The organism is Gaiella sp., from assembly GCF_057140465.1.
In genome coordinates this window covers 1-12,058 of the sequence record NZ_DBNHWK010000023.1, presented here as the reverse complement: position 1 = coordinate 12,058, position 12,058 = coordinate 1, and the positions used below count along the sequence as shown (strand labels likewise).

13 protein-coding genes, 1 tRNA gene and 1 pseudogene are annotated in these 12,058 nt (G+C 72.9%); 5 read left to right on the top strand and 10 right to left on the bottom strand.

Translation table 11 applies throughout. The features are described from left to right. The first annotated feature begins 226 nt into the window (after positions 1 to 226). The 3 genes from AC162C_RS03240 to AC162C_RS03230 all read left to right on the top strand — a co-directional run bounded on the left by AC162C_RS03240 (position 227) and on the right by AC162C_RS03230 (position 1,084). Positions 227 to 370 (top strand): hypothetical protein, encoded by a 144-nt coding sequence (locus tag AC162C_RS03240; RefSeq protein WP_484096286.1) that lies wholly within the window; start codon positions 227 to 229, stop codon positions 368 to 370. Positions 371 to 602: 232 nt separating this feature from the next. Beyond that, positions 603 to 693 (top strand) — tRNA-Ser (locus AC162C_RS03235). A 70-nt stretch (positions 694 to 763) separates the two neighbouring features. Then, complete coding sequence (locus AC162C_RS03230) at positions 764 to 1,084, top strand: hypothetical protein (RefSeq protein WP_484096285.1); 321 nt, start codon at positions 764 to 766, stop codon at positions 1,082 to 1,084. A 24-nt stretch (positions 1,085 to 1,108) separates the two neighbouring features. Here AC162C_RS03230 and serS read toward each other — a convergent pair whose 3' ends face one another. The 7 genes from serS to AC162C_RS03195 form a co-directional block, all read right to left on the bottom strand. Continuing rightward, positions 1,109 to 2,308, bottom strand: coding sequence for a serine--tRNA ligase (gene serS, locus AC162C_RS03225; protein WP_484096284.1), 1,200 nt, complete (start codon positions 2,306 to 2,308; stop codon positions 1,109 to 1,111). Then, positions 2,305 to 3,132: a Cof-type HAD-IIB family hydrolase gene (locus AC162C_RS03220; RefSeq protein WP_484096287.1), complete on the bottom strand. Its 828-nt coding sequence runs from the start codon at positions 3,130 to 3,132 to the stop codon at positions 2,305 to 2,307. Before AC162C_RS03220 ends, serS begins: the two co-directional genes overlap by 4 nt. Before the next feature lie 4 nt (positions 3,133 to 3,136). Further along, positions 3,137 to 3,547, bottom strand: coding sequence for a c-type cytochrome (locus AC162C_RS03215; RefSeq protein ID WP_484096283.1), 411 nt, complete (start codon positions 3,545 to 3,547; stop codon positions 3,137 to 3,139). Between the two features lie 62 nt (positions 3,548 to 3,609). Then, the gene (locus AC162C_RS03210) at positions 3,610 to 4,599 is read right to left on the bottom strand and encodes an ABC transporter permease (RefSeq protein WP_484096282.1); all 990 of its coding nucleotides are present in this window, start codon (positions 4,597 to 4,599) and stop codon (positions 3,610 to 3,612) included. Then, positions 4,596 to 5,714, bottom strand: a complete 1,119-nt coding sequence (locus AC162C_RS03205) for an ABC transporter permease (RefSeq protein ID WP_484096281.1) — start codon at positions 5,712 to 5,714, stop codon at positions 4,596 to 4,598. Before AC162C_RS03205 ends, AC162C_RS03210 begins: the two co-directional genes overlap by 4 nt. Beyond that, the gene (locus tag AC162C_RS03200) at positions 5,711 to 7,276 is read right to left on the bottom strand and encodes an ABC transporter ATP-binding protein (protein ID WP_484096280.1); all 1,566 of its coding nucleotides are present in this window, start codon (positions 7,274 to 7,276) and stop codon (positions 5,711 to 5,713) included. Before AC162C_RS03200 ends, AC162C_RS03205 begins: the two co-directional genes overlap by 4 nt. A gap of 153 nt (positions 7,277 to 7,429) precedes the next feature. After that, positions 7,430 to 8,524: a BMP family ABC transporter substrate-binding protein gene (locus tag AC162C_RS03195; RefSeq protein WP_484096279.1), complete on the bottom strand. Its 1,095-nt coding sequence runs from the start codon at positions 8,522 to 8,524 to the stop codon at positions 7,430 to 7,432. A 157-nt stretch (positions 8,525 to 8,681) separates the two neighbouring features. Here AC162C_RS03195 and nucS point away from each other — a divergent pair, with 157 nt between their 5' ends. Together nucS and AC162C_RS03185 are read left to right on the top strand one after the other, a co-directional pair. After that, on the top strand, positions 8,682 to 9,353 hold the full coding sequence (nucS, locus tag AC162C_RS03190) for an endonuclease NucS (RefSeq protein ID WP_484096278.1): 672 nt from the start codon (positions 8,682 to 8,684) through the stop codon (positions 9,351 to 9,353). Positions 9,354 to 9,549: 196 nt separating this feature from the next. Beyond that, positions 9,550 to 9,861, top strand: a complete 312-nt coding sequence (locus tag AC162C_RS03185; protein ID WP_484096277.1) for a hypothetical protein — start codon at positions 9,550 to 9,552, stop codon at positions 9,859 to 9,861. A gap of 19 nt (positions 9,862 to 9,880) precedes the next feature. On the opposite strand, the gene AC162C_RS03180 is transcribed toward AC162C_RS03185, so the two are convergent. The 3 genes and pseudogenes from AC162C_RS03180 to AC162C_RS03170 all read right to left on the bottom strand — a co-directional run. After that, the gene (locus AC162C_RS03180; RefSeq protein ID WP_484096276.1) at positions 9,881 to 10,408 is read right to left on the bottom strand and encodes a 2'-5' RNA ligase family protein; all 528 of its coding nucleotides are present in this window, start codon (positions 10,406 to 10,408) and stop codon (positions 9,881 to 9,883) included. Further along, positions 10,405 to 11,355 carry a zinc-dependent alcohol dehydrogenase gene (locus AC162C_RS03175; protein ID WP_484096275.1) on the bottom strand — a complete coding sequence of 317 codons (951 nt, stop codon included), beginning with the start codon at positions 11,353 to 11,355 and terminating at the stop codon, positions 10,405 to 10,407. Before AC162C_RS03175 ends, AC162C_RS03180 begins: the two co-directional genes overlap by 4 nt. Continuing rightward, positions 11,352 to 12,058: pseudogene (locus tag AC162C_RS03170) on the bottom strand (hypothetical protein); the annotation flags it as partial. The pseudogene AC162C_RS03170 and the gene AC162C_RS03175, both read right to left, overlap by 4 nt.

The window sequence follows — 12,058 nt, the reverse complement described above, 5'->3', positions numbered from 1 at the left end:
AGACCCGGACTCGTACGGCCGTGATGCCGATCGTGATCGCGGCCGCACGGCTCGCCGAGCTCGAGACCGTGCCGGTGCTCGTGCTCGCGGCCCGCAACGGCGTGCTCGTCTACGCGGCCGTCGTGGTCGTGCCCTCGCTCTGCTGCCTGGGGGGCGGCGATCGCCGCGGCCGACGCTCGTGGCTCGGCGAGAGGACTCCGTCCGCTCCGCGCCGAACACTTCGCTCATGGACGTCGCGTCAGCTGCGTTCGTCGAGGCCAGGCGACCCGTCGCCCACGCGTACGGATGGAACTGGGGCCTGATCGTCTCCGTTCTCTCGTGCGTCGTGTTCTGGGTGGCGCTCGCGACGGCCCTCGTCGTCCTGCTCTGAGAAGACACCAGTAGCGCTTCCCCGTGGCGGTGCGAGTCGTGGCGACTCGGGTGGGCGTTCGCGCTCGAGGAGCCCGCTCGTACTGCGACAGGCGCGCAGAGAATCGACCCTCCGCGGGTCGGAATCGTCGCGCACGTGGGATCGCCGGCCGCCGCCATCCCGCGATCGTGCGTTCTCGGCGGTGGCGCGTCACGCCGGGCGGCGGTCTACCCTGAAGGAGACGCACGAGCTCGGAGCGGTGGCAGAGTCTGGCTGAATGCGGCTGCCTTGAAAGCAGCTGGCTCGCTCACGCGGGCCCGGGGGTTCGAATCCCTCCCGCTCCGCTGACATACGGAGGACGATGCTCCCCCCGCCGTCGCTCGTGACGGTACGCGGCGGGGATATCCTGAGGTGATGGCAGAGGTACGAGCGCCCCTGACGGGGCAGGAGGAGCGTCGCGACGCCGCCGAGGACGAGCTCGGGCAGGTCCTGCGGCGCGTGAACCAGATCCGCGTCGAGCACGGCGCCGACCCGATCTACGAGCTGCCGGCGGCGGCGCCCGCGATGACGCCCGGCTCGACGTGCGTCCTGCAGGAGGCGTTCGCCGAGATCGGCGTCTCCACGGTCGACTACTACGAGGCGCGCGGGCCCGGCGTCCGCGTCGAGCACGGCCTCTCGTGGTTCGTGCGCCGCTTCGACGAGGGCGCAGACCCGCACCTCGTCCGGCAGCGGTAGCGCCCGCGACCGCCGTCTCGGCTGCTAGGCGCGCACCTGCGCCGGCGCGCCGTACTCGCGCAGCGCCGCCGGGACCTCGCCCTGGAAGTTCTCGAGGATCGCGAGCAGAGCGCGGTCGGTGACCATCGTCCCGTTCAGCGTGTGCGGCGTCTGCAGCCCGCCCTCGCCGCGCGCCCGGATGCCGAGACGCCGGGCCTGGTAGTCGGTCGTGTTCGAGCACGACGTCACCTCGCGGTAGCGTTCCTGGAACGGGAACCACGCCTCGATGTCGTACTTCTTCGCCGCCGGGGCGCCGAGGTCGCCGGCGGCGACGTTGACGACCCGGTAGGGGAGGCCGAGCTCGGCGAGCAGCCCCTCCTCGAGGGCGAGCATCCGGTCGTGCTCGGCCCACGAGGCCTCGGGCTCGGTGAAGACGAACATCTCCACCTTGTTGAACTGGTGCACCCGGAACATTCCGCGCGTGTCCCGGCCCGCCGCCCCCGACTCGCGGCGGAAGCACGTCGAGAACCCCGTGTAGCGGAGCGGGAGCTCGTCGGCGTCGAGGATCTCGCCCATGTGGAGGGCGGCGAGCGACACCTCCGAGGTGCCGGTGAGGTAGAGGCCGTCCGCCTCCAGCTCGTAGATGTTCGAGCGCTCGGTGGGGAAGAAGCCGGTGCCGTACATCGCCTCCTCGCGCACGAGCACCGGGGGGATCACCGGCGTGAAGCCGTTGCGCACGAGATGGTCGAGGGCCATCCGGTAGAGCGCCATCGCCACCAGCGCCGCGTCGCCCGCGATGTACCCGAACCGCGACCCCGAGACCCGCGCCGCGCGCTCCATCTCGAAGCGGCCGAGCTCGACGTGCTCGCGCGGCTCGGCGAGCGCGGGCGGCTCGCCGACGCGGTGCAGCTCGACCGCGTCCTCCTCCTCCATCCCGTCGGGCGCCGACGGGTGCGGGGGGTTGGGGACGTCGCCGAGCGCCGCGTCGCGCTCCGCCTCGGCGGCGGCGAGCGCCTCCTCGGCCGCCCGGAGCTCCTCCTTCACCTGCTTCAGCTGCTCCAGCTGCTCCGGCGTCGGCTTCCCCTTCAGCTTCGTGCGACCGCGCAGCTCGTCGACGCGCGGGACGAGCCCGCGCCAGGCCTCGTCCGCCGCGAGCAGCCGGTCGAACGCCTCCGCCGCGTCCTTGCGCGCGAGCGCGGCGCGCCAGGCGTCGGGGTCGTTGCGTGCCGCCTTGAGGTCGATCACGCCCTGGAGTCTAGGTGGGCCTCGATCACCGCGGCGACGCCCTCCTGCTCGGGGCCCGGGCACGTCCAGTCCGCCTCCCGGGCCAGCGCCGGGTGCGACCCCTCGACGGCGACGCCGTACCCGGCCGTGCGGAGCAGATCGACGTCGTTCTCGCCGTCGCCGAACGCCACGATGCGGGCGAGGTCGAGGCCGAGCCGGCGGGCGACGAACGCGAGCCCCGTCCCCTTGGAGACGTCGGGATGGCCGAGCTCCAGGAAGTAGGGGAGGGACGTGGTCACGAAGAGCCGCGTGTCGAAGCGCTCCTCGAGCCCGGCCCGGAGCGCGGGCACGCCCTCCGGGTCGAGGACGGCGACGAGCTTCGTCGGCGGCCGGTCGAGCCAGCCGAGCAGGTCGCCGACCGCGGTCACCGTGAGGCCCTGGAACTCCGCGTATCGGCGCGAGGCCTCGGTGTGCTCCCGGACGTAGAGCTCGTCGTCCACGTAGACGTTGGGCGAGTGCCCGGCGTCGGCGAGCGCGGTGATCGCCTCGAGCGCGAGCTCGAGCGGGATCGGCTCGTGGAGGAGGAACGCGCCGGTCGCCGGCTCGGCGACGACGGCACCCTGGTAGGCGACGACGGGCTCCTCGATCCCGGCGTCGAGCAGGTACGGCTGCACCGACCGCACCATGCGGCCGGTCGCGACGAGCACCGGGGTCCCGGCGGCCCGCGACCGCGCGATCGCGCGGCGCGTGCGCTCGCCGAGCACGGCGTCGGTGCCGATCAGGGTGCGGTCGAGGTCGACGGCGAACGCGTCGACGGTGCCGGGAAAGTCGTCGGGGAGCGTCAGCTGCTCAGCCGGCGGTGGCGTCGGCGATGTACTGCGAGACGTCGGCGATCTCCTGGTCGGAGAGCTGCCCCCCGAACGCGGGCATGCCGCCGCGCCCGTTCGTGATCGTCACCGCCGCCCGCTCGTACGGCGGCTGCGTGTCGTCGAGGTTCGGGCCGACGGCCCCGGTCGTGCCGGCGTCGGCGAGCGCATGGCACGCGCCGCATCCGGACGCGCCGAGGAAGATGGCCTCGCCTGCCGCCGGGTCGCCCTGGAGCTCGCAGGCCGCGACGTCGCACTCGCCCTCGCCGCCGGTCGTCGGGATCTCGCCGACGACCGTCTCGGGCGTCGCCGTCGCGTCGCCCTCGCTGCAGCCGGCCGAGACGAGCGCGACCGCCGCGAGGAGGACGAGGAGCGCGAGTGCGAAGCGGCGCATGGCGCGCAGTCTAAACAGACCGGGGCCCTCGTGGAAGGAAGTCCTCCCGAACCTCGCGGGTGCTAGCGCTCTTCGCGCACGTAGGGGATCCCGAGCGCCGCGGGTGCGCCGAGCCGCCGCTTCGCAGCGCCCGACGAGACGACGACGAGGACGACGATCGTCATCACGTAGGGAAGCGCCGTGAAGACCTCCGACGGGACGCCGGTCAGCCAGCCGCGCCCCTGGAGGAGCAGCGGCAGGGCGGAGAACGCGCCGAAGAGGTAGGCGCCGACGAGGCAGAGCTCGGGCCGCCAGAACGCGAAGATGACGAGCGCGACCGCGATCCAGCCCGCGCCACCCGTGAGCCCGTTCACCCACTGCGGCGTGATCTGCAGGCTGAAGCAGGCGCCGCCGATCCCGGCGAGCGCACCGCCGGCGACGGTGTGCAGGTAGCGGTAGCGCGTGACGTTGATGCCCATCGCGTCGGCGGTCGCAGGAGACTCGCCGACGGCCCGCACGCTCAGTCCGGGCCGGGTCCGGGCCAGGTAGAAGCCGATCGCGACCACGAACCCCCAGGACAGGTAGACGAGCGCCGACTGGTCGAAGAGGATCGGGCCGGCGACGGGGAGGTCGCCGAGGCCGAAGACGTCGATCGGCGCGAAGACGTGCTCGGCGGGGACGCCGCTGAGCTCGAGGTCGTTGCCGAGGTACGACGACAGCCCGGCTGCGCCCGCGAAGATCGTCAGGGCGAGCCCCGAGACGATCTGGTTCGCCCGGAGGGTGATGACGAGGAAGGCGAGGATCAGCGCCATCAGCCCCCCGGCGGCGGCAGCCACGACGAGGGAGGCGGCGAGCGTCGCCGTCCCCTGGGTGTGCAGGCGCTGCACGGCCCAGAAGCCCATCACCGCGCCGACGAGCATCATCCCCTCGACCCCGAGGTTGAGGACCCCGGAGCGCTCGGCGAGGAGCTCCCCGAGCGCGGCGAAGAGGAGCGGCGTGCCGTAGAGCACGGCGGAGGCGAGGATGAGGACGAGGAAGCTGGAGTTGACGTTGCCCGCGACGACGAGGCTCATGACGCAGACGCCTCCGCGGCGCGACGGGCTCTCCGCCCGAGCCGCACCCGATAGCGGACGAGCACCTCGCCGCCGAGCGCGCAGAAGAGGATGAGGCCCTGCATCACGCCGACGAGCCCCGACGGGAAGTCGACGCCCTGCAGGGTGTAGCCGGCGTTCTGGAGGCCCCCGAGGAGGAGCCCGACCGGCACGACGGCGAGCGCGTTGTAGCGCGCCAGCGCGGCGACGACGATGCCCGTGTACCCGAAGAACGACGCCTGGAGCCCGGTCGGGTCGATCTGGTACGCGAAGTCGCCCTCGTAGCTCGCGCCCCCGAGCCCGGCGATCGCCCCGGAGATGCACATCACCGCGATGATCTTCCGGCGCAGGCGCATGCCGGCGAAGCGGGCGGTCGGCTTGGAGTCGCCGATCACCTGGAGCTCGAAGCCGAACCGCGTCCGCGCGTAGGTGAACCACAGCGCGATCGCGACGACGATCGCGATTCCGAACCCGAGCGGGACCGCGACGCTGCCGATGTCCCACGTGGGCCACTTCGCCTCCTCGGGGATCGCCTTGCCGAGCGGGAAGGTCTGCCCCTCGAAGCTCTCGAGGTCGCGCCAGAACGACTTCGAGTCGATGATCAAGTACGTGAGGACGAGCCCCGCGACGTAGTTGAGCATCAGCGAGGTGATGATCTCGTTCGTCTTCGCGAACGCCCGCAGCACGGCCGGGATCGCCGCCCAGGCCGCACCCGCGAGCGCGCCTGCGACGACCATCGCGAGCACGTAGACCGGGGTCGACGCGACGCCGTGGTCGCCCAGGTAGAGGGCGATCCCGACGCCGGCGATCGCACCCCAGTAGAACTGTCCCTCGCCGCCGATGTTGTAGAGCTGCATCCGGAACGCCGCCGCGGCCGCGAGCCCCGTGAAGACGATCGGCGTGCAGAAGACGAGGGTCGAGGTCAGCGCGCCGTTCGCGAAGAACGCCGAGTCGAAGAGGCGGCGGTACGTCGAGAGCGGGTCGTGCCCGGTGGCGAGCAGCACCGCTGCCATCAGCACGAACGCGACGCCGATCGAGCCGACCGGCACCGCGACGGACAGCCACCGGGGCTGGTCGAGGCGGCGCTCGAGCCTCACCGCTCGCCCCCTCCGCCCATCAGGAGGCCGACCTCCTCGATGCTCGCCGACCGTGGGTCGACCTCTCCGGCGATCGCGCCCTCGTACATGACGACGATCCGGTCCGAGAGCGCCATCAGCTCGTCGAGGTCCTCGCTGATCATGAGCACGGCCACGCCGCGCGCCGACGCGTCGCGCAGGTAGCCGTGCACGGTCTCGATCGCTCCCACGTCGAGGCCGCGCGTCGGCTGCGCCGCGATCAGCACCCGCGGCTCGCCGTCGAACTCCCGCCCGAGCACGAGCTTCTGGAGGTTGCCACCCGAGAGGTTCCGGGCCGGCGTCTCCGGCCCGGGCGCCTTCACGTCGTAGCGGCGGATCAGTGCGACCGCGATCTCCCGCATGCGCCGCACGCGGAGCAGCGGGCCGCGCGAGACCGGCGCCTCCCGGTACCGCTTGAGGGAGACGTTCTGCGCGATGCTGAGGCCGGGGGCGAGCCCCGTGCCGAGCCGGTCCTCCGGGACGTGGGCGATCCCCGCGGCGATCGCCGCCCGCGGGTCACCGGCCCGGAGCGGGCGCCCGTCGACGCGGACGACGCCGCCCGCGAGGCTGCGGATCCCGTAGACGGCCTCCGCGAGCTCGCGCTGCCCGTTCCCCGCGACGCCCGCGACGCCGACGATCTCGCCTGCCCGGAGCTCGAGGGAGACGTCCTCGACCGCGAGCCCCCCGCGATCTCCGGCCACCGAGACGCCGTCGAGCGCGACGACGACGTCGCCGATCGGGGCCTCGCGCTCGACCCGACGCGCCTCCGGCACCTCCCGACCGACCATCAGCGCCGCGAGCGAGCGCGAGGTGGCGCCCGCGGTGGGGACGACCGCGACCGTCCTCCCCCCGCGGAGCACCGTCACCCGTGACGCGACCGCCATCACCTCGTGCAGCTTGTGCGAGATGAAGACGACGGTGCGGCCGTCCGCCGCCATCGCCCTGAGCGTCGCGAAGAGGGTCTCCGCCTCCTGCGGCGTGAGGACCGCCGTCGGCTCGTCCATGATCAGGATCCGGGCGTCGCGGTAGAGGGCCTTCAGGATCTCGACGCGCTGCTGCTCGCCGACCGAGAGCTGCCAGATGCGCGCTCGCGGGTCGACCTCGAGCCCGTACCGCTCGGCGAGCTCCGCGACGTGGCGCTCGATCGACCGCGGGTGGAGGACGAGGGAGCGGCCCTCGCCGCGATGCTCGCCGAGCACGACGTTCTCCGCGACCGTGAACGGGGCGACGAGGCGGAAGTGCTGGTGCACCATGCCGATGCCGGCGTCGATCGCGTCCCGGGGCGAGTGGAAGCGGACGGGCTCGCCGTACAGCTCGATCTCTCCCTCGTCGGGTCGGTAGAGGCCCGTGAGGACGTTCGAGAGCGTCGTCTTGCCGGCGCCGTTCTCGCCCAGCAGTGCGTGGACCTCGCCGGCGTGCGCCTCGAAGTCGACGCTGTCGTTCGCGACGACGCCGGGGAAGCGCTTCGTGATCTGCCGCATCGCGACGGCGACGGCAGACGGGGCGCCGTTCCCGCCGGGAGCGCTCGATCGCCCGTCGCTCACGAGGGGCGCTCCGCTCTCGTGCATCCGCCCCGCGCCCGACCGGAGCCCGCCCTGGGACGGGCTCCGGTCGAGCCGGGCTCCGACGGCCGCTCGACGGCCACGGCGCCGGCCGCGCCTCTCACGCCACTCGTCGGTCGGGCCCGGCCGGTCGTTCTACCCCTTCGCGCTCCCGATGATGCCCTTCACCAGCCAGTCCATCGCGTAGAGGTCCTTGATCGTCGGCTTCTTGCCCTTGGGGATCCGCACCTTGCCCTGCTGGTCGCGGATCGGCCCGGTGAACTCGTAGAACGTCCCGTTGATCAGGCCCTTGCGCTTCTTCGCGATCGCCGCCTTCGTCTTCTTCGAGACCCGGGGGCCGAAGGGGGCGATGTCGGTGAAGCGGTCCTTGATCGTCCCGTAGTAGAAGCCGGTCTTCCACGTGCCCTTGATCGCGGCCTTGACGCGCGGCACGTAGTAGACGCTCCAGTTGTAGATCGCCGCCGTCAGCCACGACGTCGGCGCGAACTTCCGGGCGTCGGAGTCGTACCCGACCCACGCGATCTTCTTCGACTCCGCGTACTGACCCGCCGAGGGGCTGTCGACGTTCTGGCCGAGCACGTCCGCGCCCGCCGCGACGAGGCTCTCCGCCGCCTGCCGCTCCTTCTTCGGGTCGAACCAGGAGTTCGTCCACACGAGGCGCACCTTGACGTTCGGTCGCATCGCCTGGGCCCCGAGCGCGAACGCGTTCGCGTGCCGGATCACCTCGGGGATGGGGAAGGGCACGATGTAGCCGATCACGCCCTTCTTCGTCGCCGCGCCCGCGGCCATGCCCGAGAGGTAGATCGAGTCCTCGCCCGCGCCGAAGTACTCCGCGAGGTTCTTCGCCTGGGCGGTGCCGGTGGCCATCTCGAAGTAGACGTCGGGGTGCTTCTTCGCCGCGGCCACCATCGCCGTCTGGAAGCCGAACGACGTGGCGAAGATCATCTTGTTCCCGTCCCGGATCAGGCTCTCGATGACCTGCGCGACCTGTGGGCCCTCGGGGACGTTCTCCTTGTAGGTGGTCTTCACCTTGGAGCCGAGCGCCTTCTGCACGGCGAGTCGGCCCTTGTCGTGCGACTGCGACCAGCCGCCGTCGTTGTGCGGGCCGACGTAGATCCAGGCGGCCTTGAACGGCTCGGCGCTCGTCCGCGCGGAGACGGCCGCCGTGAACACGAGCGTCGCGACGGCTGCTCCGACGAGCGCCCCGACCACTGCGCGCTTCCTGCCCATCCGATCCTCCGATCCGGAAGAGATCACTTGACGCGCCGACTATATGACAGCGCGCCGGGCTTCGACCCCGAACCGTCGGCACGGGCGCGTCTCGGCGGTCGGAGCTCGTCTCGGCGCGATCCCGGCCTGTCCGTTCGAGCCGGTACGGTGCTCCGTCGTGCGTCTCGTCGTCGCCCGCTGCGAGGTCGTCTACACCGGCCGCCTGACCGCCGTCCTGCCCGAGTCGACGCGGCTGCTCCTGCTCAAGGCCGACGGCTCCGTGCTCGTGCACGCGGACGCCGGCGGCTACAAGCCTCTCAACTGGATGACGCCGCCGACGGTGGTCGAGGAGGACGACGGCGTGATCGTCGTCCGCAAGCGACAGGGCAAGACCGAGGACCGGCTCGAGATCCGGCTCCACGAGGTGCTGAGCGACGTCACGCACGACATGGGGGAGGCGGCGCCGCTCGAGAAGGACGGCGTGGAGCGCGACCTGCAGGAGGCGCTGGCGGCGGCGCCGGCGGCGCTCGAGCAGGGCCTCCGCCTGGTGCGGCGCGAGTGGCCGACGGACCTCGGCCCGGTCGACCTGATGTGCCGCGACGGCGACGCGGGATGGGTCGCGGTCGAGGTCAAGCGCATCGGGACGATCGAGGCGGTGGAGCAGCTCTCCCGCTACCTCGAGCGCATCCGCCTCGACCCGGCGCGCGCCGACTGCCGGGGCATGCTCGTCGCCGAGCGGCTGAAGCCGCAGGCGGTGACGCTCGCCGAGTCGCGGGGGATCTCCTGCGCCGAGGTCGACCTCGCGGTGCTGCGCGGTGAGCGGGAGCCCGAGCTGACGCTCTTCGGCTGAGCGCGGCGCTCGCCCTCTTCCTGAGGCGACGGCGATCGATTGTGGCCGACGGAGTCCCGCGTTCGGCCAGGTGGTCGCTGGGTGAGACGGCTCGACGCTTCGCGACGGGCCGGTCGTCGACCGATCCGCTCAGCCGTTCGTGCCACGGAGGCGAGACCGTCCCCGACCACCTCGTGCGCTTGCGCACAAGGGCGGCGTGACGGTACGGTCGGAGCTCCGCCATCGACCAGGGGAGGTCGTCATGCACGCGATCGTGATTCGGAGCACGCTCAACGACTTCGAGCGGGCGATCGCTTCGCTCAGGGACGAGGTGATACCGCGCGTGAAGCAGGCACCCGGCTTCGTGTCCGCCCAGTGGGTCAGGCTCGACGAGAGCACCGGTACCGCGATGTTGACCTTCGAGACTGCGGAGGAGACACAGGCAGCGCTCGAGATGGTGAAGGCGAGCCCTCCTGTCGGCGTCACGATCGACTCGATCGAGGCCGGCGAGGTCGTCGCACGGATCTAGCGCTTCGCCGCGGCTGCCTTTAGCCGTCGTCGCCGTCCCCGCCGAGCGGGAACGACTCGAGCCGTTCCCAGCCGCCGTGCTCGCGCTCCCCCATCAGCCAGACGGCGGTCGCGCGGGCGTCGATCGGCAGGGCCGTCGCGACCTCGAGGGCGGCCCGGTCGAGGAGGGTGCGGTCGGCGCACGTGAGCACGGTCAGGTGCGGCACGAGGCGCACGTGCACGCCGCCGTACGCGCGCACGCCGGGGAAGCGCTCCTCGACGCCGGTCGTGAGGGCCGCGAACCCGGCGGCGGGCTCGGGCTCGAGGTACACGGTCGAGGGGAAGCGGCCGACGCGCACGAGCCGGTACGGGAAGGCCGGCACCGCGGTGGCCGCGTCGGCGACGCGCTGCAGGGCGTCGTCGTCGAGCTGGTGCGTGCGGACGAACGGGAACAGCACGCTGACGTGAGCGGGGATGCCGCGCGCCTTCGGCGGCTCCCACTCCGACCACCAGCCGGCGGTCGCCGGCTCCGCCTCGTGCGCGGGGACGAGCAGCGTCGTGCGGGTCACGGGACGACGGCCGCCTTCAGGTAGTCGTCGGGAGGGTCGGCGAACAGCGCGGCGACGCCGTCGAGGCCGACCTGGTGCGTCACGAGGCGCTCGAACGGGTAGGCGCCGCTGGCGAGGAAGGCGAGCGCGGCGCGCATGTCACGAGGAGTGTGGTGGAACGCGCCGCGCAGGGTCACCTCCTCGTAGTGGATGCGGTACGGGTCGACTTCGACGCGCGCGCTGCGCGGCAGGCCGCCGAACGCCAGCACCGTTCCGCCGGGACGGACGAGCTCCAGCGACGTGAGCCACGCCTCGGTGGTGCCCGCCGCCTCGATCACGACGTCGGCCCCCTCGGGGTCGCCTGGGACGGCGCCGAAGAGAGGCGCGAGCGCGCGTCGCTCCGGCCGTCCACCGGCTGCGACGGGGTGCCCGCCGGCGTCGGCGACGCAGGAGCAGAGGAGGAGCCCGATCGGGCCGAGGCCGACGACCGCGACGGTGTCCCCGGGCGACACGCCCGCGGCCGTGACGCCGTGGAGGCAGCAGGCGAGCGACTCGACGATCGCCGCCACCTCCGGGGCCAGCCCCGGAGGGACGGGGAGGAGGTTGACGCGGGCGATCCGCTCCGGGATCACGATGTACTCGGCGTAGGCGCCGTTGAGGAGCGGGAGCAGCGACTCGCAGAGCGTCTCCTGCCCGCGACGGCACGGTGCGCACGACCCGCACGGCGCCGAGTTCGCCGCCACGACCCGGCGTCCCGTCGCGACGTCGACGCCGCAGAACTCGTGGCCGAAGGGGCTCGGCGGCGGGCCGAGCAGCACGGGGTGGCCGCGGTGGAACGCCTTCAGGTCGGTGCCGTCGGTGAGGGCGACCTCGACCTGCACGAGCACGTCGCCGTCCGCCTGCGGCTCGGGGCGGGGCACGTCCTCGACGCGCACGTCGCCGGGGCCGTGGAAGATCAACGCCCTCACGGCGTCGACCCCGGGGCGGACGGCTCCGAGGGCGTGAAGACGATCTTCAGCGCGTCGCGTCGCCGGAACAGCTCGAGGCCCTCTGCGAAGCGCTCGAGCGGCAGCACGGTCGGCGGCGGGACATCGAGCTCGGGCAGCAGCGCGACGGCTGCCTCGAGGTGCCGGGGCGTCGCCGAGCGGACGCCGAGGACGGTGAGCTCGCGCCGGTAGACGGGGCCGACGGGCAGCGTCCCGGCGTCGGCGAAGACGAGGAGCGTGCCGCCGGGCTCGAGCATCCCGAGCGCCTCGTCGCTCCCGCCGCCGCCGGCGAGCACGACCGCGTCGACCGGCCCGTCGGGGCGCGGGCCGTCGCGCCGCGGGTCGGCGTCGACGGCGAACACGTCGTCGCCGCGCCGGCGCAGCGCCCACCCGAAGAGGTGGCCGACGAAGCCGTGTCCGACGACGGCGATCCGTCCTCGGGGGAGGCGCTCCGTCCCGCGCAGCACGCACGCGAGCGGCTCGGCCATCGTCCCGCGGACGTCGTCGACGTCGTCGGGCAGCTCGATCCAGCTGTCTGCGCGCGCCCGCTCGGCGAGCCCGCCCGGCCTGATCGTCGCCGCGGCGAACGCGTCGCACGTCGACTCGTGTCCCGCCCGGCAGCGCGCGCACGAGCCGCAGGGGGCATGGTGCACGAGGGCAACACGTCGCCCGTCGCCGGTCTCCG

What these genes read in the sequence shown, in the direction of transcription:
- AC162C_RS03240 (WP_484096286.1), top strand. Translation starts at nt 227, where the DNA reads ATGGACGTCGCGTCAGCTGCGTTCGTCGAGGCCAGGCGACCCGTCGCC.
- AC162C_RS03230 (WP_484096285.1), top strand. Translation starts at nt 764, where the DNA reads ATGGCAGAGGTACGAGCGCCCCTGACGGGGCAGGAGGAGCGTCGCGAC.
- AC162C_RS03215 (WP_484096283.1), bottom strand. Translation starts at nt 3,547, where the DNA reads ATGCGCCGCTTCGCACTCGCGCTCCTCGTCCTCCTCGCGGCGGTCGCG.
- AC162C_RS03210 (WP_484096282.1), bottom strand. Translation starts at nt 4,599, where the DNA reads ATGAGCCTCGTCGTCGCGGGCAACGTCAACTCCAGCTTCCTCGTCCTC.
- AC162C_RS03195 (WP_484096279.1), bottom strand. Translation starts at nt 8,524, where the DNA reads ATGGGCAGGAAGCGCGCAGTGGTCGGGGCGCTCGTCGGAGCAGCCGTC.